This is a genomic window from Sporosarcina koreensis, assembly GCF_000826145.2.
GTDB lineage: Bacteria > Bacillota > Bacilli > Bacillales_A > Planococcaceae > Sporosarcina > Sporosarcina trichiuri.
Genome location: NZ_LN651335.1, coordinates 300,359 through 324,835 on the forward strand (window position 1 = coordinate 300,359; position 24,477 = coordinate 324,835).

At 55.3% G+C, this 24,477-nt stretch carries 21 protein-coding genes and 1 pseudogene; 17 read left to right on the forward strand and 5 right to left on the reverse strand.

The window, feature by feature from the left end; all coding sequences use genetic code 11:
- The first annotated feature begins 25 nt into the window (after window positions 1–25).
- The 4 genes from BN1190_RS03045 (at window position 26) to BN1190_RS03060 (ending at window position 4,747) form a co-directional block, all read left to right on the forward strand.
- On the forward strand, window positions 26–1,603 hold the full coding sequence (locus BN1190_RS03045; protein ID WP_040285530.1) for an amidohydrolase: 1,578 nt from the start codon (window positions 26–28) through the stop codon (window positions 1,601–1,603).
- The gene (locus tag BN1190_RS03050; RefSeq protein WP_052461661.1) at window positions 1,591–3,240 is read left to right on the forward strand and encodes a PAS domain-containing sensor histidine kinase; all 1,650 of its coding nucleotides are present in this window, start codon (window positions 1,591–1,593) and stop codon (window positions 3,238–3,240) included. Before BN1190_RS03045 ends, BN1190_RS03050 begins: the two co-directional genes overlap by 13 nt.
- A 253-nt stretch (window positions 3,241–3,493) precedes the next feature.
- The gene (locus BN1190_RS03055; RefSeq protein ID WP_040285531.1) at window positions 3,494–4,339 is read left to right on the forward strand and encodes a tyrosine-type recombinase/integrase; all 846 of its coding nucleotides are present in this window, start codon (window positions 3,494–3,496) and stop codon (window positions 4,337–4,339) included.
- 135 nt (window positions 4,340–4,474) lie between these two features.
- A complete protein-coding gene (locus BN1190_RS03060) occupies window positions 4,475–4,747 on the forward strand; it encodes a hypothetical protein (RefSeq protein WP_040285532.1) in 273 nt (90 codons plus the stop codon).
- Window positions 4,748–5,107: 360 nt separating this feature from the next.
- Here BN1190_RS03060 and BN1190_RS03065 read toward each other — a convergent pair whose 3' ends face one another.
- A complete protein-coding gene (locus BN1190_RS03065) occupies window positions 5,108–6,358 on the reverse strand; it encodes a CynX/NimT family MFS transporter (protein WP_040285533.1) in 1,251 nt (416 codons plus the stop codon).
- The gene (locus BN1190_RS03070; protein ID WP_040285534.1) at window positions 6,327–7,049 is read right to left on the reverse strand and encodes a FadR/GntR family transcriptional regulator; all 723 of its coding nucleotides are present in this window, start codon (window positions 7,047–7,049) and stop codon (window positions 6,327–6,329) included. The genes BN1190_RS03065 and BN1190_RS03070 overlap by 32 nt, the downstream gene beginning before the upstream one ends.
- 226 nt (window positions 7,050–7,275) lie before the next feature.
- Here BN1190_RS03070 and BN1190_RS03075 point away from each other — a divergent pair.
- Together BN1190_RS03075 and BN1190_RS03080 are read left to right on the forward strand one after the other, a co-directional pair.
- Window positions 7,276–8,956 (forward strand): annotated as a pseudogene (locus BN1190_RS03075) (IS1182 family transposase).
- Entirely contained in the window at window positions 8,953–9,201 is a 249-nt protein-coding gene (locus BN1190_RS03080) for a hypothetical protein (protein ID WP_040285535.1), read from the forward strand. Before BN1190_RS03075 ends, BN1190_RS03080 begins: the two are co-directional and overlap by 4 nt.
- A 118-nt stretch (window positions 9,202–9,319) precedes the next feature.
- Here the strand turns inward: BN1190_RS03080 and BN1190_RS03085 are convergent, their stop codons facing one another.
- Window positions 9,320–11,974 carry an MMPL family transporter gene (locus tag BN1190_RS03085; protein WP_040285536.1) on the reverse strand — a complete coding sequence of 885 codons (2,655 nt, stop codon included), beginning with the start codon at window positions 11,972–11,974 and terminating at the stop codon, window positions 9,320–9,322.
- Window positions 11,971–12,429 carry a MarR family winged helix-turn-helix transcriptional regulator gene (locus BN1190_RS03090; protein WP_244898662.1) on the reverse strand — a complete coding sequence of 153 codons (459 nt, stop codon included), beginning with the start codon at window positions 12,427–12,429 and terminating at the stop codon, window positions 11,971–11,973. The genes BN1190_RS03085 and BN1190_RS03090 overlap by 4 nt, the downstream gene beginning before the upstream one ends.
- A gap of 125 nt (window positions 12,430–12,554) precedes the next feature.
- Between BN1190_RS03090 and BN1190_RS03095 the strand changes: the two genes are divergently transcribed.
- The 10 genes from BN1190_RS03095 to BN1190_RS03140 all read left to right on the forward strand — a co-directional run bounded on the left by BN1190_RS03095 (window position 12,555) and on the right by BN1190_RS03140 (window position 22,264).
- Entirely contained in the window at window positions 12,555–12,749 is a 195-nt protein-coding gene (locus tag BN1190_RS03095) for a YwbE family protein (protein ID WP_040285537.1), read from the forward strand.
- A gap of 14 nt (window positions 12,750–12,763) precedes the next feature.
- On the forward strand, window positions 12,764–13,777 hold the full coding sequence (locus BN1190_RS03100; protein ID WP_040285538.1) for an NAD(P)H-dependent flavin oxidoreductase: 1,014 nt from the start codon (window positions 12,764–12,766) through the stop codon (window positions 13,775–13,777).
- 83 nt (window positions 13,778–13,860) lie between these two features.
- Window positions 13,861–15,609 (forward strand): sensor histidine kinase, encoded by a 1,749-nt coding sequence (locus tag BN1190_RS03105; RefSeq protein WP_040285539.1) that lies wholly within the window; start codon window positions 13,861–13,863, stop codon window positions 15,607–15,609.
- The gene (locus BN1190_RS03110; protein ID WP_040285540.1) at window positions 15,606–16,331 is read left to right on the forward strand and encodes a LytR/AlgR family response regulator transcription factor; all 726 of its coding nucleotides are present in this window, start codon (window positions 15,606–15,608) and stop codon (window positions 16,329–16,331) included. Before BN1190_RS03105 ends, BN1190_RS03110 begins: the two co-directional genes overlap by 4 nt.
- Window positions 16,332–16,464: 133 nt before the next feature.
- Window positions 16,465–17,946, forward strand: a complete 1,482-nt coding sequence (locus tag BN1190_RS03115) for a carbon starvation CstA family protein (RefSeq protein ID WP_040285541.1) — start codon at window positions 16,465–16,467, stop codon at window positions 17,944–17,946.
- A 101-nt stretch (window positions 17,947–18,047) separates the two neighbouring features.
- A complete protein-coding gene (locus BN1190_RS03120) occupies window positions 18,048–18,929 on the forward strand; it encodes a DMT family transporter (RefSeq protein WP_040285542.1) in 882 nt (293 codons plus the stop codon).
- Window positions 18,930–19,021: 92 nt separating this feature from the next.
- On the forward strand, window positions 19,022–20,215 hold the full coding sequence (locus BN1190_RS03125) for a class I SAM-dependent rRNA methyltransferase (protein WP_040285543.1): 1,194 nt from the start codon (window positions 19,022–19,024) through the stop codon (window positions 20,213–20,215).
- 429 nt (window positions 20,216–20,644) lie between these two features.
- Window positions 20,645–21,034 (forward strand): hypothetical protein, encoded by a 390-nt coding sequence (locus BN1190_RS03130; RefSeq protein ID WP_040285544.1) that lies wholly within the window; start codon window positions 20,645–20,647, stop codon window positions 21,032–21,034.
- 57 nt (window positions 21,035–21,091) lie between these two features.
- Window positions 21,092–21,652, forward strand: coding sequence for a superoxide dismutase family protein (locus BN1190_RS03135; RefSeq protein WP_082023245.1), 561 nt, complete (start codon window positions 21,092–21,094; stop codon window positions 21,650–21,652).
- 207 nt (window positions 21,653–21,859) lie between these two features.
- Window positions 21,860–22,264, forward strand: coding sequence for a hypothetical protein (locus tag BN1190_RS03140; protein WP_040285545.1), 405 nt, complete (start codon window positions 21,860–21,862; stop codon window positions 22,262–22,264).
- Between the two features lie 150 nt (window positions 22,265–22,414).
- Here the strand turns inward: BN1190_RS03140 and BN1190_RS03145 are convergent, their stop codons facing one another.
- A complete protein-coding gene (locus tag BN1190_RS03145; protein ID WP_040285546.1) occupies window positions 22,415–23,542 on the reverse strand; it encodes a CAP-associated domain-containing protein in 1,128 nt (375 codons plus the stop codon).
- A gap of 271 nt (window positions 23,543–23,813) precedes the next feature.
- Here BN1190_RS03145 and BN1190_RS03150 point away from each other — a divergent pair, with 271 nt between their 5' ends.
- Window positions 23,814–24,443 carry a pentapeptide repeat-containing protein gene (locus tag BN1190_RS03150; protein ID WP_052461662.1) on the forward strand — a complete coding sequence of 210 codons (630 nt, stop codon included), beginning with the start codon at window positions 23,814–23,816 and terminating at the stop codon, window positions 24,441–24,443.
- Window positions 24,444–24,477: the final 34 nt, after the last annotated feature.

Sequence of the window (24,477 nt, forward strand, 5' to 3'; positions counted from 1 at the left end):
AAGAAAAAAGGAGTCGATGGGGGATATGAAGACAGTCTGGCATAACGGCACCATCTATACGATGACAAAGGAAGGCGAAACGGTCGGGGCTGTCTTGGTCGAGGATGAGAAAGTGATTGCCGTGGGAACAGCGGAGGATTTACGGCCGCAGGCGGACAATGAGGTCGACCTCGCTGGCGCAGTCATGTACCCCGGCTTCATCGACAGTCACATGCATATGATCGGTCACGGTGCCCGTACGCTGCAGCTCGATCTCTCATATGCGAAGTCGGCGGAGGACATGCTCGGGATGCTGGCAGCAGCTGCAAACGACCATCCGGCAGAGGAATGGTTCACTGCGGACGGCTGGAATGAAAACAACTTCGAAGATCGGCGGATCGTCACGAAAGAGGAGCTGGATGCGGTCTGTACCGCGCCGATGCTCCTGAAACGGACATGCCGCCATGCCGCGCTTGCGAATTCGAAAGCGCTGGAACTGGCCGGCATCACGGATGCAACTCCCGATCCCGGCAACGGCACGATCGTCCGTGACAGCGACGGCAAAGCGACAGGGCTCCTGCTCGAAGGGGCGGCCGATCTCGTCGAAGCGGTCATCCCGGTGCCGGACGAAGCGGCACTCACCCGCGCGCTGCAGGCATCCGTCGAGGACCTGCTCGCCCGCGGCATCACCGGGGCGGTCACCGACGACCTCGGCTACTACGCCGATTACCGCAATCCGCTGCAGGCATTCCGCAACGTGATCGGGGCGGATAAGCTGAAATTCCGGGCGCACCTGCTGCGCCGGGCCACCGTATTCGAACAGCTCATGGAAGACGGGGCAGCGTACGACGAACCGTGGATCCAGGGCGGGGAGATGAAGTTCTTCATCGACGGGGCACTCGGCGGCCGCACCGCGCTGCTGAGTGAACCGTATGCGGACGATCCGGGAAATTCGGGGATGGCAGTCTTGACGGACGATGAAATCCGGAACCACGTCGCACTCGCCCGCAAGTACGGCGAAGCGGTCGCCGTCCATACGATCGGCGACAAAGCGGTCGAGAAAGTGCTCGACGCCATCGAAGCCGCCCCGCCTGCAGAAGGCAAACGGGACCGTATCATCCACGTCAACGTGCTGCGCGACGACCTGGTGGACCGGCTCGCGCGGCTCCCGGTTATTCTCGACATCCAGCCCGTCTTCGTGCCGTCCGACTTCCCGTGGGCGAAAGACCGGCTCGGCGGAGACCGGATGGACTGGGCGTATGCCTGGAAGCGGCTGCTCGACCGCGGCTTCATCTGCGGCGGTGGGTCTGATGCACCCGTTGAAGAAGTCGATCCGCTGCTCGGCATCTTTGCCGCCGCCTATCGTCGGAAGCCGGGCGAAACGCACGACGGCTATCTGCCGGAAGAGAAACTGACCCGCTTTGAGTCCGTCGCCCTTTTCACATCGGGCAGTGCCGCCACAATCGGCAAATCGGGCACCCGCGGCAAGATCGTCGCGGGCTTTGATGCCGACTTTACTATACTCGACCGTGATCTGCTGACCGTGGAGGGCGAAGATATTCTAGCCGCGAAGACGGTCATGACGGTCGTCGCAGGAGAGATCATGTACAAATGGAAGAACTGAACACCCCGCTGCTTGAATTCCTGCTGAGGAATTACTGCGGAGCCGACACGATCGATAACGGCTCCACAGCGATCGTCGAGTACCCGGATTGTCGTCTGTGGGGACATGACAGCCATTTCCGGGACACGCTGCAACTGCTTGGAATGGAGACCGATGCGTCGGTCGGCACCTGCCTGGAGTTTCCTCCGGAGATTGCAGGCCTGCTGGAACGCGGTGCCTCGGTCCATGAAACCGGCCTTGCCGCGCCCGGCCCTGAAGGAACCATCACCTACTGGGATGTGACGCTGAAACGCTTCCTGGAGCAAGAGGGACCGGAGTATCTGGTTGTCACCTTCTTCGATGCGACCGCCAGAGAAGAAGAACGGGACAGGCTCATCGGGGAGACCCGTGACATGCGCAGCCTGCTGAACAGCGGCCGGTCGGAGCCGGATGAAGAAAGCAGGGAATTCACCGCGCTGCAGGAAAGTGTCGATGAAATTTCCCTGTATTACGCGTCATTCGATTACAAAACGAAAGCGATCATCTTCTTGAACCGGTTCTCGTTCCAGGCCTTTTCGGAAGAATGGCCGGAGATCCGGACGGAAGCGGATGTCATCGGCAAGAACTTTTTCAACTATTACCGGGCGGAGGACCTGGAGACGCTGCTTCAGGATATCGACGAAGCGGTCGCAAACGGGGAGTCCTACCTCCACAAGCTGGAGTTCACGAAGGACGGGGTCACCTACCATACGAAAACGATTTTCCAGCCGGTCATGAACGGACAGGGAGAGGTGGAGAAGATCATCGCGCTCGGCATCGATATCTCCGACGAAGAGATGGCGAACCGATCCATGGAAAAACTGCTGAAAGATCAGGAGGACCTGTTCATCAACACGTCCCATGAGCTAAAGACACCGCTGACCGTCATCATGAGCGGAGCGCAATTGCTGGATCTGTACGTGGAGAAGGAATGCCTGAACGAGGTACGGGAGGAGATCCGGGACGTCAACAAACGGACGGTCGGCAACTGCTACCGCCTGAACCGGCTCATCAACAACATCCTCGATATCTCCAAGATCGAATCGGGACTGTCGGAATTGCAGACGGCCGACTACAACATCGTCGACATGATCGACCGGATTGTGGACTCCGTCACGGAATACACCAAATCCGAAGGGATCCGCATCGTCTTCGACCCGGAAGTGGAGGAACTGATCTTGCCGGTCGACATCGTCAAATTCGACCGCATGCTGCTCAACCTCATCTCGAATGCCATCAAGTTCTCCGTACCGGGTGAGGAGATCTTCATCCGTCTCGAACGGAAAAATGCACAGACCGTCTGCATTTCGGTCCGGGATGAAGGGATCGGAATCGATCCGGACAATCTGGAATCGATTTTCAATAAATTTGTGCAGGTCAACCGGAACCTGAACCGCACCGCCGAAGGCACCGGGCTGGGCCTGCCGATTGCAAAGTCACTGGCCGAGCTGCATGGCGGCACGATCCGGGCGGAAAGCACCCTTGGCAGAGGCAGCACGTTCACGATCGAACTTCCGATCGGAACGGGAGGCACCCGCAGCGGCCAGCCGCCAATGAGCAACCGTGACATGGATCGAGATCAGCTCATCAAGTACGAGTTCTCGGATATTTATCTATAATCAACTCAAATTATGAAACAACCTCCGCATGCCGCCCGGGACAGTCCGCTGTCCCGGGCGGTTTTGTGCGTGGTCTATGCATCGTTCATGGACAGCTTCTTTAGTGAGTGATGAGAAAATAATAAATATAAGTCTCTTTGATTTCTAGAATGATTAAAATAGCCTACAATGCAGGTGCATGCCTAGAAGGGATGACAAGTCACGACCCGGAACCCGAAAGTATACCAATACGAAGAAGAGGAGTGTGGACTTCATGAAGCTGTCCGAGGTGTGGGAAAACTACTGCACCGACAAGAAGATCGAGGGGTTCTCTTCAGCGACGCTGAAAATGTACGGCTACCAGCACAATCTGCTGCAGCGGTACTTGGGGGACCTGCAGGCGGAGGAGGTGACAGCGGACGAATTGAAATCTTATTTGGCCGAAGCGGCAGAGTACCTGAAGCCATCCAGTCTCGGCCACCGGGTCCGGTTCGTCCGCTCACTTTTCAGATGGGCGCACGAAGAAGGCATCATCCGGAAAAACCCGGCGGCCAAGCTGAAGGAGCCGAAAGCCGGGAAACGGGTGCCAAAGTTCCTGACCAAGCAGGACATCGAATACTTACGGGAAGCGTGCCGGACAGCAAAAGAAAAGGCGATCTTCGAATTCTTCTACTCGACCGGCTGCCGGATCGGCGAAGTGGCGGCGCTGGATCGGCTGGATATTGACTTCGGCACGAACTCGGTCATCGTCCGCGGGAAAGGGGACAGGGAACGGGAAGTCTATTTCAGCATCCGCTGCGCAATCTGGCTGAAACGCAGCCTGCAGGAACGATCAGACAGCGAACCGTGCCTGTTCACGACAACCCGGAAACCGATCAGACGGATGAGCATCGACTCCCTGCGGTATGTCATCCGGCAGATTTCCGAGCGGTCCGTATTGACGAAAACCATCCATCCACATCAGCTGCGTCATAGTTATGCGACGCACATGATCGACAACGGCGCACCGCTCGAAGTGATCCAAAGCCTCCTGGGTCATGAAAAGAGTGAAACCACCAAGATCTATGCACAACTGAGCGGAAAACTGCGCTATGATCTGTACAACCGATATTTTCCATGAAAATTTGGAGGAAATGAGATTTTTGAATAGTCGGTATGATAGAATGGAAGCAGAGTACCAGGTTTTGAGGAGGAGTCAGAGAGCGTCGACTCTTCCACAAACGGGCCATATTGTTAGATACGTTAAGGTGGTGAAATGATAAGTAAAAATGAAAGTATGTTTGACAAATTTATCAGTGATGAAATGATGGATATCGAAACATTTAATCTCATTTATGATTTTGTTGCATTGGATAACTTCCGTCAAGGTGAGTATGAAGGCAATATGTTTGTTGTTAGAAAGATAAATGCAAATCATATACAGTTAGAAGATGAAGTAGCGACAGAAAACACCTCCATTCCAGCGGTATATACATATACAAAAAAGAAGTTTTTATCGCTTTTACAATCACATAAGCCAAGTTTGTAAACTATGCCAGAATAGGGCGCGTTTGTGGAGGAAGAGATAGTTTGATTTCAGTAAGAATTGCTGAGTAGGCCGAAAAAAGTCGCTGACGTAAAAGAAAGAGCCTTGGAGAGTGCATACTCCCCAAGGCTCTTTCTTTAGGACGTGTGAGCTGGCTACCACTCAGTTGTTAGGTTTTGGCGTTACACACTCCGCTGCTTGAGGCGAAGCTAACAGACGTCACGGCTGAACACTGTCGGAATCGTCAAAATCGAGAAGCTGTGATGTCATACTGAAATGAGTAGAAGAAGATTTTGTCAATAGCGATGAAGTGGTCATCGTATCCAGACACGGAGAACTCATCCCGCCTATTCAGGAACTTTTTTACCTTTTGGTGATCGCACTTGTTTTATCCTGCTGGCCGGATCGTTCGGATAGGGTCCCTTTCTTACCGGATACAATACCCGCAAATAAAATTACGGTGGAAATGGCGATCAGGAAAAGGATCGGCAAGGACCAGCCGTGGCTCAGATCGTGCAGGATCCCGACAAAGACAGGGCCGCCTGCAGCTAACAAGTACCCGAACGATTGGGCCATTCCGGACAGCTCTGCCGCTTCTTGTGCGTCATCCGTCCGGATTGTGAAGAACATCATGGAAAGGCTGAATGCACTGCCGCCCGCAATTCCGAGCAGGATTGCCCAGAGAGGGATGAATGTCGGGATGCCAAGCAGCAGTCCGCTGAACCCGACGATGAACAGGACAGCCGTTGCGACTGATGCTCCGACCTGGTTTGTCAATTTCTCCGCAACGACCGGTACGATGAACGTGGTCGGAATCAATGCGGCCTGCATAAGGAAGACCATCCAGCCTGCTGCGTCCGCCGTGTAGCCGATCGACCGCAGAATGTCCGGCATCCAGGTAATCAATGTGTAAAAGGCAAGAGATTGGCAGCCCATGAATAGGGTCACACTCCAGGCGAGTGGAGAACTCCATAGACTGGCTTTCTGTTTCGTGTCCACCTTCACTTTAGGGGAGGCATCCCGCGGCTTGCGCAGCTGCGGCAGCCACATGAGCAGTGCGATGGCTGCCAGCCCTCCCCAGATCCCGAGCGCTCCCTGCCAGCCCAGATCACCTGATTTAGCGAGCGGGGCGCTGATTCCTGACCCGAGCGCGCCGAAGATATTCATGAAGATGGCGTAAATGCCAGTCATGATACCGATCTTCAGAGGGTAATTCATCTTGATGATGCCGGGGATCAGCACATTGCCGACGGCGATCGCCAAGCCGATCAGCACCGTCCCGGTGAACAGGAAACCGATCCCTGTCACGGAGCGGACGAGGATCCCGGCAATCAGCAGGCAGGTCGACAGTGCGATTGTCCATTCCATTCCGATCCGGTTGGCGATTTTCGGGGCGAAAGGGGAGAGGAACGCGAAGGCCAGCAGTGGCAATGTCGTGATCAGCCCGGCCGCCGCATTACTGATACCGAGGTCATCGCGGATGAACGGAATCAGTGCGCCGACTGACGTGATGGGCACCCGTAGCGTCGACCCTACCAATATAACCCCAATCAGCAGGAGCCACCCTGTTTTTGCTGTACGATTATCTGCCAATGTTGCGGTTTGTTTCTTCATACGATTCCTCCCGTGCATCCAAAATCATTTCTTTCAGCATCTTCATATCACGCGCTGCATAGCAGGCTGCCGATTCCGGGTCCTGTTTCCGGATGGCTTCCAGCAATTCAAGATGGACCTTCTGACTCTTCTGCAGGGCAGGCTCCATCGCCAGGACGTCCTGGATGAAAGCATACAGAATGCCGGTCATATGCTCATACAGATCTACGAGCAGTGGGTTGCCGGAAGCGAGCACGATGTTTTTGTGGAACTGCAGGTCGGAAGTGATGAACTGCTCCACATCTCCGTGTGCAGAGGCGCGCCTGCAGCTCTGGATACACGCTTCCAGGTTTGTTAAATCCGTCTCTGTTCTTCGTGCAGCGGCCAGCTGGGCCGCCTGCTTTTCCAACGCTTCTCGGACTTCCAGTGTTTCAAGCATCGTGGATTTTTTAGCTCGGCGCGCCAATGCGCTGCCGAGCGTACTGGATGAACGGACAAGAGTGCCGCTGCCTTGTTTCGTTTCCAATAACCCGGCGTGCACTAACGCCCGGATGGCCTCCCGCAGCGTATTGCGGCTGACACCGAATTCCGCCATCAGTTCCATTTCAGGCGGAAGTTTCATGCCGACGGTCCAGTGCTGCTGTTCAATGAGCTGCTCCATCTGTTCAGCCACCTGCTCCACCAGCGATTTGCGATGTGTTTTGCGTACCATGGCGTCCCTCCAGAAAGTTGTAGGATGATTGGTCCGGTGAATAGGGTACCATTGCCGGAATGGCTTGTAAACCATGAAAGAGGCTGGGACAAAACCCAGTCATTAAAAAGAACGGGTCCCGGAGGAATAAAACCTCCAGGCCCGTTCTTTTGATCTTTTAGACAAGTAAATAGGGAGACTCTCTGTTAAAATAGATTCACCACAAACCATCAACGGAGGTCTCCCTATGTTTAAAGAGTATACCATGAATCAACTTATTTTGCCGCTTGATATGGAAATGAAATTGCAAAAAGATGATATTGCCTACGCTGTGAATGACTTGGTCGAATCCATCCCCCAAGAAGCCTTCACAGGCTCGTGAAACCGGATGTCCTGCATATCATCCTCGTATGATGATGAAGATTCTTCTCTGCGCCTACACACAATCCGTGTTTTCCGGCAGGAAAATCGAAGCTCTTTTGAAAGACAGTATCCGCATGATGTGGCTGGCGCAAGGGTACGAACCAACGTATCGCACGATCAATCGTTTCCGCGTCCATCCGCAAGTCCAGGAATTACTGCGTCAGTGCTTTGTCCAATTTCGCTGCCGGCTGGTCGAAGAGAAGCGCATTGATGAAGAAGCCATCTTCATCGATGGTACGAAACTGGAGGCCAATGCGAATAAGTATACGTTTGTCTGGCGTAAGGCAGTGGAACGGTACAGTGCCGGTCTGGTGGAGAAATCGAATCAGATGTACGAGGAACTGTTGGAAAAGAATATCATCCCGGCGATACAAAGAGAAGATGCGGAGGAACTTTCGGCGGACGAGCTATCCAGCATCCTGAATCAATTGGAAGACAACGTCCAGGAGTATGATCAAAAAATTGAAGCGAGCGATGATACCCATGTTCGCAAGAAGCTTCGTTCCGAACGAAAAGAACCCAAACACTATCGAAAACAATTTGAGGACTTCTTGCGGCGAAAAGAGAAATACCGCAAGGACATGGAAATTTTCGGTGCTCGGAACAGCTATTCGAAAACGGACCATGACGCCACCTTTATGCGGATGAAGGAAGATCACATGAAAAACGGTCAGCTCAAGGCCGGTTATAATGTACAAGTCGCGACTGAAGGTCAATATGCCCTTGCGTACGATCTCTATCCGAATCCCACGGATACCCGCACACTCATTCCGTTTCTGGATCGAATTGAACAAGATTTCTTCAACCTCCCTCCCCACATTGTCGCAGACGCAGGGTATGGGAGTGAACAAAACTATGGAGATATTCTGGAAAACCGTGAGCGAGTTCCGTTAATCACCTACAACCAGTACCGCAAGGAACAGAAAAAGAAGTGGAAAGAGGATCCGTTCAACACAGCGAATTGGACGTATGATGAACAGAATGATGTGTATACTTGCCCAAATGGCCGGAAGCTTGGATTCAGTCACTTTGCGAAACGAACGGATAAGTATGAGTTCACACGCCATTACAAAATCTACGAATGTGAAAACTGTTCAGATTGTCCTTTGCGTGCCAGCTGTACAAAAGCGACCGAAGGGAACAATCGCAAATTAGCCGTAAATGAAACATGGGAAGCACATAAGACCATTGTTCGCAAGAAGCTTTCAGAAGAGAAAACCGGTGCACTCTACGGGAAACGAAAGATTGATGTAGAACCAGTTTTTGGATTTCTGAAGGCGAATTTGGCGTTCACTCGATTCTCCGTGAGGGGGCTTGAGAAAGCAAGGAATGAAATGGGATTTGCGTTCATGGCTGTGAATTTACGAAAATACACGGCCGTGAGTAGGTCCACCAGTTAGAAACAAGGGACTTGGGAAAGAAAAAAGCGAATTCTCACTAAAAACCAGTGAGGATTCGCTTTTTCGGTTCATTGGAGGCTAGTTATGTCCCAGCCCCGTATGTGAAGAAGACGCTGCCCGTGCTGGCCGCTGTCCTCGGAACACTCGGCGCAGGTTACGGTCTCACAAAACTGTTCGGGGCGTTCATCCCTGGGTGGATCAACCCCTTTCTGAACCTGTTACCGGGCGATCTTCTCCAGCAGCAGAACAGTCGGATGTGGTACGTGGCATTGCCCGTTACATTGGTAATTGCGATTGTGTTGCTGATGGTGGCTGTGCGGGAAGTGAGGAAGAGCCGGCTTGCCAATTAAATCCGAAGATAGTCCATGAAAGGTAAGTGTCTGCTGATAACTCCATAACTACAATGAAAAACCGCCCGGAACAGCAGATGCTTGTTCCGGGCGGTTTCATTCGATTATCGATATCCCGTCACCCGCGGAACGGCCACCAGACGCCGCGGCCGAACGATACGGTGATCGCCGGGATCAGGAGCGGCAGGATGATGAGGCCGTACAGCAGGAGGCCGGTGATGACGATGATCGCGATCTGCACGAGGCTCAGGACGCCGGACGGCATCATCGCACCGAACGTGCCGGCGAGGATGACGGCGGCGGTGATGATGACTGTGCCCATCTTCGCCATCGAGATGCGAAGCGCATCGCCGATTTTGCTGCCTTTGATGCTCTCTTCGCGGAAACGGTCGAGCAGGAAGATCGAGTAGTCGACGCCGAGTGCGATCAGCATGATGAAGCCAAAGAATGGAACAGCCCAGCTGACGCCGTCATAGCCGAGACCGTTGACGAAGATGAGCTCCGTCACGGAGATCGACGTGTAATACGTCAGCAGCAGGGAGCCGATCATATAGAGCGGCATGATTGCGGAGCGGAACAGGATCGTCAGGACGATGAACAGACCGACGAGCATGATCGTTACCGTACGTGTGAAGTCTTTCGATGAAATGTCATCGAGATCCGAGTTCATGCTGGAAATCCCGGCGAACGCTACGTCCGTCTTTTCGAACGGTGTGCCAATGACAGATGTTTTCACGCTGTCTTTGATGTCATGGACCGTCTGGATCGCTTCGCGTGAATACGGATCGTTTTCCAGGATGACTTCCATGAGGATACCGGTTTCGTCACCGAATGTATAGCGGTCGATGACGGGCTGGAATTCTTCTTCTTTGAGCGTGCCGGACGGGATGTAGATGCCGGTATCCCGGATGCTCGGCGTGTCACTCATGTCCTTCAGCATATCGGTCACTTCGGTGAGCCCTTTGCTGATGTCAGTCAGTCCGTTCTTCGAATCGGTGACCCCTTTCGCGAGCTGGCCGAGACCGCCGCTGAGCTGTCCGATCTGGGAGCCGGAGCCTTCGATCTGACTGGCAGCCCCGTTCAGACTGCTGGAAATCTTGCCGAGCTCCCCGCTGAGAGCATTCAGTCCGCCCGCAGCCTGTGCAGCCGGCATACCTTGCGACAAGCCGCCGGCAATCTGGCCGAGCTGGGCGTTGATCTGCCCGATACCTTGGGCGGCCTGGCGCAGACCTGCGCCGCCTGAGGAGGCCTCCGAGCCGGATGGCAGCTGACTGGCCGCATCGTTCAGTCCGCCTTCGACTTGCCCAAGGCCGTCCTGCACTTGCTTGATGCCGTCATTGGCATCGTTCAGGCCGTCTGCAATCAGACCGAGCTGATGATCGACATCGAGGTCCTCGATCTGTTCGCCTGTCGGGCGGGTGATCGTCCGGACGGATTTGACGCCGTCGACTTTTTCCAAGTTGCGGCTGATTGTCTCGAGATAGGGAACGTCTTTCTCATCGACAATGGAACTGTCATCTTTCAGGATGACCTGGACAGGAAGGGAGTCCCCTTTCCCGAATCCTTCTGAAATGAGGTTCAGCCCTTTGACGGACTCTTTCGACTGGTCGATTTCGTCCACTGTGTTAAAGGAAAGATCGTTGTCGTACGTCAGCAGCAATGGCACAGTGATGATTGCAACGATTGCCATCGACAGCAAAGGCCGTGCAACGGACAGCTTGCTGAAGCCGATCCACAGTTTGCTGTCATTGTGGGCTGTCGCTTGTTTCGACGGCCAGAACAATTTGTCTTTCAGCAGCATCATGAACAGCGGGACGACCGTGAACAGCACAAGGATCAAGACGGCGATCCCGACGGCGACCGCGACAGCGGATTTGAAGATCGGGAAGTCGGCGAAGCCGATAGCTGCAAACCCGATGAACACGGCAAGTGAACTGATGATCAGCGTCCGGCCGGCAGTTTTGTACGTATTGACGATCGCTTCCGTGATTTCATGCCCTTCGATGAGCTCTTCCTTGTACCGGCTCAGGAGCAGGATACAATAGTCGGTTCCGAGCCCGAACAGGATCGCGACCAGGAAGATCTGCGTATAGTTCGAAACCGGGAAGCCGAACCAGTCGACGAAGAACGCAACGAGTGATTGGCTGAGCAGGTAGGTGATCCCGACAGCGATGAGCGGAACGATCGGTGTCACGATCGAGCGGAACACGATCAGCAGCAGCGCGAAGATGAGGACGACTGTGATGACTTCGGTCTTCTTCAGTCCTTCCTGCGCGCTGTCGTTGACGTCGTTATTGATGATCGCTTCCCCGGTCAGGTAGACTGTCGTGTCCTTTGGAAGGATCTCCGACCGGATTTTATCGCTCAGGTCGATGATCTCTTCATCGGTTCCGTCAACTGTGATCGGGACGAGGACCGTTTTGCGGTCTTCGGACACGAGCTGTTCTTCAACTTCCTTGCTTTCGAACGGCTCCATCACATCTGTGACGGGTTTTCCGAGATCTGCAATTTCTTTGGCGGTATCACGGATCGAGTCTTTGTCTTTATCCGTGATCGCTTTGTCATAGTCATAGACGAGCGAAAGGGTGTCTTCCGACGCGCCCGCCTTCTCCAGGATATCCGCCGCTTTCTGGGAATCGGCATCCTTCGATAGCTGGAACGAACCGGCCTCTTCCGCCTGTTTGGCGAGGTCCGGTGCGACGAACAGCAGGCCGACGGCGAGTCCGACGAGGACGATGAAAATCGGCCAGCGGAATTTCAAGATGGTCTTCATTGGTCAGTTTCCTCCATTTTCAAGATGTCCTTCACTTTCCGGAATGTCTGAACGAAGGCGCGCAGCTCATCCTCAGAGATTTCCTTCTCGAACATCCGGGTGATCGTTTCGTTCAGTGCGCGGTTCGATGTCTCGAGGATCTCCTGCCCTTCTGCGGTCAGGCCGGCGGTTTTCGACCGCTGATCCGTCATCGACCGTTCCGTACAGACGAGCCCTTTGTCCTCGAGCTTCTTGATGCGCGCAGTGATGGCGCTCTTATGGACGCCCTGCAATTCTGCCAGCTTGCCGTTCGACAGCGGTCCGTAGGCGGCCAGCAGTTTCAGCGTCTGGATCTGTTCCGGGGAATACTCCTTCCAGACAGGTGCCTGCACGGACTTCAGGAAATGCTCAGTTCCGTAGATCATCACTTCTTCGAACAGCTCGATTGCCTCCAGCAATGTATCTTTCATCATCATCGTACACCCCCTAAACTGTTTACTAGTTTATAGGGTGAACAAGTTTCCGTCAACCCTTTCGATTCCTGCAGAAACAGCCGATTCCACAGGATATGCTACACTGATAGGAAAGGAGTGATCATGCGATGGATGGAAAGAATCGAAGTGATATCCGCCCCGGTCTCCGGGTGAACGTGATTTTGAAGAAAGACCAGCGGAGCGGGGTGAAGACGGAAGGGGTTGTCAAGGATCTGCTGACGAAATCCGCGCACCATCCGCATGGCATCAAAGTGCGGCTCGAAGACGGCCAGGTCGGCAGGGTCTGCGACATATTGGAGTGAAGGGAGGCAGTCCGATGAATCCGCTTGACAGATTCCACCTGAAGCATCCGATCATCCAGGCGCCGATGGCAGGCGTGACGACAGCAGAGTTCGTTGCAGCGTGCACGGAATCGGGTATGCTCGGTTCGATTGGTGCCGGCTACCTGGACGCGGCATCGACACGGAACATCATCCGAGCGGTCCGCCAGCTGACGGACAAGCCGTTCTCGGTCAATCTGTTCGTTCCGGATGAGCCGGTGTTCGATCAGCAGGACGTGCGCCGGGCGTATGAGGCGCTGCAGCCGATCGGCGAACAGCTCGGCCTGCCGTTCTGGAAGGCGCCGCTGTCAGAATCGGATTTTGAAGCACAGCTCCGGGTGGTCCTGGAAGAGAAGCCGGCCGTCTGTTCATTCACCTTCGGTCTGCCGTCATTGGAAACCGTGCACGAGCTTCGGCATGCCGGCATCCTGGCGGTTGGTACGGCGACGACGGCCGAAGAAGCGGCAGCCGCCGAGAGGATCGGGATGGATATGGTAGTGCTGCAAGGCTCGGAGGCAGGCGGTCATCGGGGTTCCTTCCAGCCGGATGGCCCCCTCGTTCCGCTCGATGATCTGCTGGACGAATCGGTGCGGCGGCTCGGTATCCCGCTGGTGGCAGCAGGCGGCATCATGTCTGCGAGCCGGATGCGGGAATTGCTCGGAGCCGGCGCGTCCGCCGTCCAGATCGGCACGGCGCTGCTCGCGGCGGATGAAAGCGGTGCTGCGTCCGCTTATAAGCAGACGATCCTGGACGCAACGGACGACCGGACTGTGATCACACCGGTCTTTTCGGGCCGGCCGGCGCGCGGTATCCGGAATGCTATCATCGATCGGATGCAAAGGATGCCGATTGCGCCGTACCCGATCCAGAACGACCTGACGAAACGGCTTCGGAAAGAAGCGGCCAATCTGGAGAATGCAGACTATTTGTCCTTGTGGGCGGGAACAGGTGCTGCACAGGCGGGCGGCGGAACGGTTGCCGAGATTCTGGACCGGTTTTTGGAAAGCTGAAAGGGAAGCGCTTTGCGTTTCCCTCTTTTAAAGTGACTGAATTCATTCTATAATCAGATGAAAAGGGAAGGGGGGCGGCCGCTATGCTGGACCTGCTGATCATCATGCTGGAGCGGGTCGGGACGATTGTTGCGGTGGCATTCATCCTGACTCGGTTCCGGTTTTTCAAACAGCTCATTCACCAGGATACGCTGACACGGCGTCAGTCGGTGAATGCTATTTTGTTTTTTGGGGCATTCGGGGTGATCGGCACGTATCTCGGAGTGGCGTTCAGCACGCAGACCCTGCATTTCAACAGCATGTCCATGAATCTCTCGGGGGATGAGGCCATCGCGAATTCGCGCGTCATCGGCATTGTGGTCGCCGGTTTGCTGGGTGGCTGGCGGCTGGGTCTCGGGGCCGGACTGATTGCGGGTCTCCACCGGATGACGCTCGGCGGATTCACGGCGTTCTCTTGTGGGTTTTCAACAATCTTATCCGGTATTCTTGCCGGCTTTTTCTATCGGAAAGGCAAGACGGTGCATCCCGTCATGGCGTTCGCCATCGGTGCACTGGCGGAAGCGATGCAGATGGGGCTGATTTTGGTCCTTTCCAAGCCGTTCACGGAGAGCTGGGCGCTTGTGAAGACGATCGGCCTGCCGATGATCCTTGCAAACGGACTTGGCACTGCCATCTTCCTGCTGATCGTCTACAACGTGCTGAGCGATCAGGACAAGGCGACCGCATTACAGGCGCAGAAGACGCTCCGCATCGCCAATCAGACGCTTGCGCATCTGCGGCAGGGGATGACAGCGGCGACATGCGACGCTGTGTGCCGGATCCTGTACAGGGAACTGGAGCCAAGCGCAGTGGCAATGACGAACCAGTCCGAAATCCTGGCGCATGTAGGTGTGGCGAGCGATCATCATCAGCCGCACAGCCCGATCCAGACGACGATCACGAAGGAAGTGCTGCAGCACGGCCGCCGTGTCACAGCGGATGACGGGGCGATCCACTGCATCGAAGCGCACTGTCCGCTCGGCGCTGCTGTCATTGCGCCGCTCAAGCAGCGCGATGAAGTGGTCGGGACCCTGAAACTCTATTATCCATCGGAGAAGGCGATCACGGATGTGACGATCGAACTGATCGACGGGCTCAGCTCGCTGCTGAGCGACCAGCTCGAGATCGCAGCCGCAGGACGGGCGCACGAACTCGCGAAAGATGCGGAAATCAAAGCGCTGCAGGCACAGATCAGTCCGCATTTCTTCTTCAATTCCCTGAATGTCATCATTTCGCTGATCCGGACCGATCCGGACCAGGCGCGCCAGCTTCTCATGTCGCTGTCAAAGTTCCTGCGGCAGAACGTTGAAGGGACAACGGCGATGCGTGTGACGCTCGAACAAGAACTGGCCCATGTCCAGGCCTACCTGCAGATCGAGCAGGCGCGGTTCGTCGACAAACTGACGGTGGAGCTCGACGTCGATCCATCCGTACTGTCGCAGCTGATCCCTCCGCTGACGCTTCAGCCGATCGTCGAGAACGCTGTCAAGCATGGCATCGCCGATATGGCGAGCGGCAGTGTGGTGACCGTCTCGATCGGATTGGAGGAAGGGGAGACCGTGATCACGGTCCGGGACAACGGCAAGGGGATTGCGGAAGAACGGCTGCCGCTTCTTGGCGAGGAACCTGTCGAATCGGCTACCGGAACAGGGATGGGCCTCTATAATGTCCACCGCCGTCTCGTCATGTCGTTCGGCAGCGAAGCGGGCCTCCGGTTCGGGGTCCCTGAAGGGGAAGGGACGGCTGTCCGGTTCCGCATCCCCCAGACAGCGAAAGAGGAGGTGCACGTATGAGTATCCGGATTCTTGTGGTGGATGACGAACGCTACGCCCGGGAGGAACTCATCTATTTGCTCGGACGCCATCCGGACGTTGAAATCGTCGGAGAAGCGGACTCGGGCGATGCGGCGATCTTGAAAACGATCGAGTTGCAGCCCGATGTCCTGTTCCTCGACGTCGAGATGCCGAAGATGAACGGCCTCGAAGCGGCAAAAGTTGCAAACGGTCTTAAGCATCCGCCGTATCTTGTGTTCGCGACCGCCTATCCCCAGTTCGCAGCGGACGCCTTCCGTGTGGATGCGGTCGACTATCTGCTGAAACCGTACGAAGAGGAACAGCTCGCCCAGACCCTCACACGGATCCGCGCAAAGCGGCCGGCAGGCGGGAAAGCACCGGCCAGGCAGCCGCTCGGCCGGCTCGCTGTTGAGCGGGAGGGGGAAATCGAGTACGTGCCGATCCCTGACATCCTGTACGTCAGCCGGGAAGAGAACCGGACGCGGGTCATCACGCGGACAGGGGAGCACGAAGTGAAGCTTCCGCTGAGAGATCTGGAAGCACGTCTCGTCCCTTTCTCGTTTTTTCGCATCCATAAGAGCTTTCTGGTCAACCTTGCGCACGTCCGCCGCCTGACCCCCTGGTTCAACGGCGCTTATCAGCTTGAACTGGAAGGCCGGCCGGAACAGCTTTCCGTCAGCCGGAATTATGCCAAAGCGCTGCGGCGTAAGCTGGAAGGGTGACAAGCTGCACGTCAGTACGGAGATCCGGCACGTCAGAAGGAAGAAACGACATGATATCCCCGGAATGGCCAATTGTTAGAATAGTTGTTTTATAATCAAGGAAGACTTCTGACAGAGAAAGGACGGGGGATATATGTATACGTTTCTATTTGGGGTGGCATTGCTGATTGTCGGGTATTTCACGTACGGTAAGTTTGTGGAGCGGGTGTTCGGCGTGAAAGAAGAACGGCAGACACCTGCGTTTGCGAATCAGGACGGCGTCGATTACGTGCCGATGAATACGAAGAAGAACTCATTGATCCAATTGCTGAACATTGCGGGGGTCGGCCCGATTTTCGGTCCGATCATGGGAGCGCTGTACGGTCCGGTCGCATTCCTCTGGATCGTGCTCGGTGCAATCTTTGCGGGCGCAGTGCATGACTACCTGACCGGGATGATCTCCATCCGGAACCGCGGGGCACACTTGCCGGAGCTTGCAGGCAAGTTCCTCGGGAAATTCATGAAGCACCTTGTAAACGCTTTCGCCATTTTACTTCTCCTGCTGGTCGGAACGGTGTTCGTCTCGGCACCTGCAGGCCTCCTGTACAACCTGATGAACGGCTGGATGGCGATGGGTCTCATCGTTGCAGCGATCTTCATCTATTACATCTTGGCGACGCTGCTGCCGATCGATAAGATCATCGGCCGGTTCTATCCGATCTTCGGCCTGCTGCTGATCATCAGTGCGCTGGGTGTCGGCGGCGGCATGCTCATCAAAGGGGCGCCGATCCCTGAACTGTCTTTGACGAACCTGCACCCGGATAACATTCCCATCTTCCCGCTGCTGTTCCTGACGATCTCATGCGGCGCACTGTCCGGATTCCACGCGACCCAGACGCCGATCATCTCTCGGACGACTCAGCGTGAGAAACAAGGCCGCAAGATCTTCTACGGCATGATGATCGCAGAAGGGGTCATCGCAATGATCTGGGCAGCGGCCGGCATGGCGCTGTTCAATGGTCCGGTCGGTCTGAACGAACTGCTCGCTGCAGGCGGTCCTGCCATGATCGTCAGTGAAGCTTCTACACTCATGCTCGGCGCGGTCGGCGGAACCCTCGCCATTCTCGGTGTCATCATCCTGCCGATTACATCCGGCGATACGGCGTTCCGCAGTGCCCGTATGATTATCGCGGATTACTTCAAGTTCCCGCAGCTGAAGGTCATGAGCCGGCTCTGGATCGCCTTGCCGCTGTTCGCCGTTTCGATCGCACTGACATTCGTCGATTTCAATATCCTCTGGCGCTACTTCTCGTGGGCGAACCAGTCCACGGCTGTCATCGCCCTGTTCGTCGCTGCGACGTATCTGTTCATCGCCGGGAAGAATTACTGGATAGCACTTGTGCCCGGTACGTTCATGCTGATGGCGACGACGACATATATCCTGAATGCGCCGATCGGGTTCCGGCTGCCGATGGAAGTGTCGCTGATCGGGGCGAGTGTCATCTCGATCTTCCTCGTTGCGCTGTTCTTCTATTCCGCGGTGAAAGCAAAGCGTGCTCAAGTGCCGCTTGAAGTGGACGCCCCGGATTGGGATGACGCCATCGCAAGTGCAGCCACAGCAGCAACTCCTGAATAATGGATGGCCTCCGGGAGGAACAATCCCGGGGGGGTTTTCATGTTCCGCTTCCGCCGGCATCCGGCCGCCCTGTATACTGGAGACAGACAGGGGGAAGCATCATGAGGAAATACATAGGGGAAATCGGCCTTCTGGTCACGGCCATCATCTGGGGGACGGGCTTTCCGGTCAGTGCCATCGCACTTGATTACTTCAGTCCATACCAGATTCTCGCGGGACGGTTTGCGGTCGGTGCCGTTCTGCTCGGCATCGTGTTCCATAGGAAATTGAAGTCAGTGACCGCTGCGGCGGTCTGGAAAGGAAGTCTGCTTGGGATCTTCCTGTACAGTGCCTTCGCCTTGCAGACGGTGGGCCTGCAATTCACGACACCTTCGAACAACGCATTCCTGACGGCCGTCAACGTGCTTGTCGTGCCGTTCATCGCCTTCGTGCTTTACCGCAAGCGGGTCGGTGCATTCGAGGTGACCGGTGCGTTTCTTGCGATGGCAGGAATTGCATTACTGTCCATGAACGGCTCTTTGACGCTCAATCCGGGGGATGTGCTGTCACTCCTTTGTGCGGTGATGTTCGCCTTCCATATTTTCTACACAGGCCAGTTCGTGAAGACGGAAGATGCCATCATACTGACACTTATCCAGATGGCGGCGGCTGCGGTCATCGCCTGGCTGGCAGTGATTGCGCGCGGGGAAGCCGCAATCCCGGTAACGCCGGAGTCGGCTGCCGCGCTGCTGTACTTGGGAGTCTTCTCGACGACGATTGCATTCCTGCTGCAGACGGTCGCCCAGAAACATGTCACCGAAACGAAAGCTGCGATCCTGCTGTCGATGGAATCGCTATGGGGCATGGTTTTTTCGATCCTTCTGCTGCATGAAGCGGTCACAGGACGGATGCTGATCGGCGCCGGACTGATCCTGGCAGCGATCCTGCTGGCTGAGACGAAACCGGGCTTCCTAATGAAGCGTCGGCTCGGAAAGACCGGGTGATCTTATGAACCCGTCGCAATCCGGACGGAAACGTGCGATAATGGAAAAAACGCGCGGCAGCACTCAGCGGCCGGAGCAAAAAGGATGACACGATGAAAACAATTGATGTACTTGTAAACGATAAAAGCGCCAGCAGCCTGCGGAAAGGATATCCGCTGATTTTGAAAGATGCCGTCATGAATCCGGACGTGCTGAAAGAAGAGGGCAGCCTGCTCCGTCTTGTGGACCGGAACCGCCGTTTCATCGCCAAAGGCTATTACGGCGTGCAGAACAAAGGGGTCGGCTGGGTGCTGACCCGGAAAGAGGAGGAAGCGATCGACTTCGACTTCTTCGAATCCCGCATGGCAGCGGCCTTCGAGCGCCGGGAAAGCTTCCGCATGAACACACAGACGACCGCCTACCGCCTGTTTAACGGGGAAGGGGACGGCATCGGCGGGCTGACCATCGATTATTTCGACGGGTATTATATGGTGAGCTGGTACAGTGAAGGCATCTATACGCTCAAGCATCACGTGTATAGCGTGCTCGACAAGATTGCGGACGCGAAGGCGGTCTACGAAAAGAAACGGTTCGATACGAAAGGGCAGTACATCGATCAGGATGATTATGTGTCCGGCGAGCCGGCGGATTTCCCGCTCATCGTCAAAGAGAACGGCATGAATTTCGCAGTCGATCTCAACGACGGGGCGATGACAGGGGTCTTCCTCGATCAACGCGACGTCCGGAAGGCGCTCCGCGATAACTACTCGGAAGGCAAGCATGTGCTGAATACGTTCTCGTACACAGGCGCATTTTCCGTCGCCGCAGCGCTCGGCGGCGCGGTGAAGACGACGAGTGTCGATCTTGCGAAACGCAGTCTCGCAAAGACCATCGAACAGTTCAGTGTGAACGGCATCGATTACGAAGCACAGGACATCAAAGTGATGGATGTGTTCGACTACTTCCGCTATGCGAAGCGCCATGAATTGAAGTTCGAAGTCGTCGTCCTCGATCCGCCGAGCTTCGCGCGCTCGAAGAAAGCGACATTCAGCTCAGCGAAGGACTACCCGGCCCTGCTGCAGGATGCAATCGCCATCACTGAGAAGAACGGCATCATCGTCGCGTCGACGAACAACGCGAGCTTCAGCATGAAAAAATTCAAGGGGTTCATCGACGAAGCGTTCAAGGCGGCAGGCCACCGTTATAAGATCCTGGAAGATTCATCACTGCCGAAAGACTTCCGCACAAACCGTGACTATCCGGAATTCAACTATCTGAAAGTGTGTATCATCCAGAAACTGAAGTGATCGGGGCCGCCCGCTCGTACACCCTGGCGAATGATTAGTAAACTCGGCGATGTGCTCATGAATCGCTGAAAATGATCATAAAGCACAGGGAACCGCTCATAAAGCGCGGAAAGTGATCATAAATCATGGGGACCGCTCATAAAACGCGGAAAGTGATCATAAACCATGAAGAACCGCTCATAAACCAGCGCAACCCGCTCATAAACCAACCGGCCGCAGCCCTTACTCGCGGCCGGTTTTCCTGTTTATCCACCCAAAGACTGCCGCGCAGCAAACAAACCAAGACTGGCTTGTGTGCTTCGCCTTGCGAAGCATTTTCTATAGGATCCGCAACCCAAATAGGGAGGTACTGTCACAAAAACGCCCGAGACAGCGGCAGACTTATGAAGTAAGCTTGAAGTATGAGAACGACTTCAGGAGGTCAGTGGGATGAAACAATGGACAGGTCTGCTGCTGCTGGGCGCAGTGCTGCTGCTATCCGGCTGCGCCTATACGTTCGCGCATGAAGACGGCTACCGGATGGCGGTGATCAATGAGGGGTTCCCCGTGCCGAAAAACGCCTACGAGCTGAAACCGGAAGACTGCACAACAGAGATCGCCAAGTCGGCAAAGTACAAGCTGGCTGGCATCGGCGATGAAGACGGAACCCCGCCCGCCGCCTACTTGGCGGAAATCGAAAAATGGGGCTGGACCGAGATGACCGAGGCACGTGTCGGCAATGTCCATTATTTCAAGAAGAACGGCAAGATCATGTCACTTATCATCCAGAAGGACGTCTTCGATGTGCTGGAGATGAGTGATGCAGTCCAGCTAAGATAAGGCGTATAATCCTCAGGTTTCCAGCCACCCTTCCTGTAAGGAGGGTGACCAACCATTATGATACTAAAACAATTCTTACTGCCGGCGGCTGGCATGATGTGTCTTGCCATGATGACCGGCTGTAATCCGAAAGACGCAAAACTTCCTGTCAGCGCAGAGGCGGCGATGACCGCGGAAGCCGTCCTGATCGATACGGACGGCAAGGAAATCGGAGAAGCCCATTTCACGGAAGCGAATGGTGCACTGACGATCAGCGTACGGGCGGAAGGACTGGCGCCGGGCACTCATGGTATCCATCTGCATGAGAAAGCGGTCTGCACGCCGCCTGACTTCAAATCGGCGGGCGGTCATTTCAATCCGACCGGCAAACAGCATGGGTTCGATAATCCGAAAGGGTACCATCTGGGCGATCTGCCGAACCTGGAAGTCGGCGAGAGCGGGAAAGTCGCCGTGAAAGTGGTCATGCACAATGTGACCCTGCAGAAAGGGAAACCGAACTCCCTTCTCGATGAAGACGGCAGTGCGCTCGTCATCCACGCAGGACCCGATGATTACAAAACCGACCCGGCCGGCGATTCCGGCGATCGGATCGTGTGCGGTGCATTGGAAGCCAAGTGATCCCGGAAACACCTTTCGGCCAATTAAATAAACGGATAGTCCGAGCATTGCCCTGCGCAATGCTTTTTATTTTTCCAATTATCCGCTATTTCAGCATATACCTGTGCTATACTTCAGTTATCTGACTGCTGAAACACTACGTGCAGATTCACATGGCCGCCAGTCTCACTATGGACAGGGGGCGCCCAGAGAAAAGGGGAATGACAGATGAGAAAGATGGCAATGGTGCTCTTCGCTGTGCTCTTGCTCACAGCATGCCAGTCAAAAGGCGCTGATATTAAGGAAGTCAAGAACGTCCCGGCCAAGGTCCAGGACATGATCACGAAACAGGAGATGCTGGGCAGCAAGCACAACCTTTATATGATCAGCACCGGGGACAGCGCGTCCTATCTCGTCTTCCGTGCATCAGGCAGTGTCACCTCGTCGGTCGAAACCGATGGGGACCTTGTCACGTTCCGTCTGGATACAACTGGCGGATCGGACAAAACGGAACTCCATGTCTTCGAACTCCAGCGTCAGGGGGAAGATAACATGATCCAATTCGAAGTGAACGGTAAACTCGTTCCGCTCGACACCTATCTTATCGGATCGGCCGCTTTACCGGCGGCCTGATGAAACGAGGAGGGCTCCGATTGCGACTCGGCAGGAAAAGAACGTGCGAGTCGCAGATAGAAGGGGCACCACTGCGATCCAGCAGGGAAATCACATGTGAATCAAAAACAAAACCAGACCGCCTCGCTGAGGACGGTCTGGTTTTTAGTATCACCGCAGCAAAAATTCTTCCGAGTAGTACGGCTGCTGCTCCTTGCTGAATCCGACGCCGATGCCGAGACTGCTGTAGCCTTTCAGCAGGATATTGTCCCGGTGGCCTTTCGAGTTCATGAGCCCTTCGTGGGCGAAGATGCTGCTCGATTGGCCATAGGCGAGATTTTCGCCGGCCCGTTTGAAGCGGATGCCGTCTTCCTTGATACGGTCGAACGGCGATTGTCCCTCCTGGTTGTCATGGCTGAAATACGAGTGTTCCGCCATGTCGTTACTGTGCTTCCGCGCAGTGGCAGCGACGGCGCTGTCCCAGGTGAGGATGGACCGGCCATGGCGGACGCGCGCCGCATTCGTCAGATGGAACAGCTGCTGTTCGAACCCTTTGCGCAGCGCTTCACTCCGTTCGCCATACAACCCTTTCTTCCGGTCTTCGAGATCCGCCGAAACAAGTTCGACGGCCGTCACCTGGCTGTCCTGATGGAGATCATAGAAGACGTAGGCGTATACGTCCCCGAGTTTGAACAGGTCCATGCCTTCGTCGTCCTGCAGAATATAGACATTCAGCCCTTTCCGCATCTTGGTCAGCGGCTGCCCGAGCGCTTTCCGCACATCCGCTTTCGCAGACCCGTAGCGGACGCCGGATTTGGATGAAATGAGATCATCATTCGTATAGAGCGCGGCGACTTTATCCTTTTCGTCGAATGATACCATGACGAAATTCTGGTAGTCGGTATGGTAGGTGTTCCACTCGGTGCCGTACTCATTCAGCGACTGGTTCACAGGTTTGCCGAGAGCGGTCATGACGTCCGCGGCCGATGAACCGATTTCCAGGTTGCTGATGGAGATCGGCGTAGACGTCGGAGCCGCGAGCGCCGGCTTTTCGACGGGCTGCTTGACGTCACGGAGAGTATCGGTTTTCGACGAAACGATCCCGATGAGTTCTTCCGTCGCGTCACGCAATGTATGGTATGTCGATTCGATCGTGTCTTTGGAAATGATGCCTTCGAGCTTTTCATCCACGGGATCCAGGAAGGAAAGGTCGGCGTATTTCGAGACCGGTTCTTCCCAGAACGGTTTTGCGAGGTAGATGGCAGCAAGCAGAAGGATGAAGAGGAATAGTCGTTTCACATCAGTCGCCTCCTGTCTCCAGTATACCTTGCAGGGGCAGTCCGGATACAGCGGGAACACTTTTTGCCGTAAGGGGCGCCGGTGTTCAGGGAGGCGGAAAGCAGGTATACTCAGAAGGCAGAGGCAGATCGGGCAAAAACAGAGAAGGAAGTGACGGCAATGTTCAGCGGATTGAGTGCGGTTCCGGATTGGTTCTATATCCTGGCGTTTTCAGTGGTTATCCTGATCGTGCTGATCACGGAGTGGAAAACACGGTAAGGGGATGATGGAAATGGCGGCATGGAAACGGAAGACGCCGAAACTGACAGCACATCGCGAACCGGCTTCCGCCGGGGCAGTGCTGCGGGACTGCGAACTCGCGAACGAATCATTCCTCAGCATGGATACCGCGGGAGTGACGGCGGACAATGCGAAGCTGACGGACTGTTCGTTTGCGGAGAATGACCTGACGGGTGCAGTGTTCATCGATACAGTATTTGAAAGATGCGATTTCTCGAACGTCCAGGCGGCCCGGGCGGATATGCGGCGATGCGAATTCGTCAACTGCAAGCTGACGGGAGCCGACTTCTCCCAGGCGTCCGCTGCTGATGTGCTGTTCGCCCAGTGTGATATGCGCTACAGCAATTTCAGTTTTTCCGGGCTGGTGCGGGCGGAATTCAACGAAACCCAGCTGTCGGATTCTGACTTCTTCGAGTGCAGCCTGAAACCGGTCTCGTTCAGGAACAGCCGGCTGGAGAACGTGAATTTCCGGGAGACGGACCTCGCCGGCATCGACTTGTCTGACTGCCGGTTCGATCGGCTCGAAGTGACCCCCGCCAAAATTGCAGGCTGCCGTATATCCAGTGAGCAGGCGGTCGGCTTCGCCCGTATGTTCGGCTTATTGGTGGACGGGGAATCGTGATATACTGGAACGAACCAAACGAGGAGTGTGGACG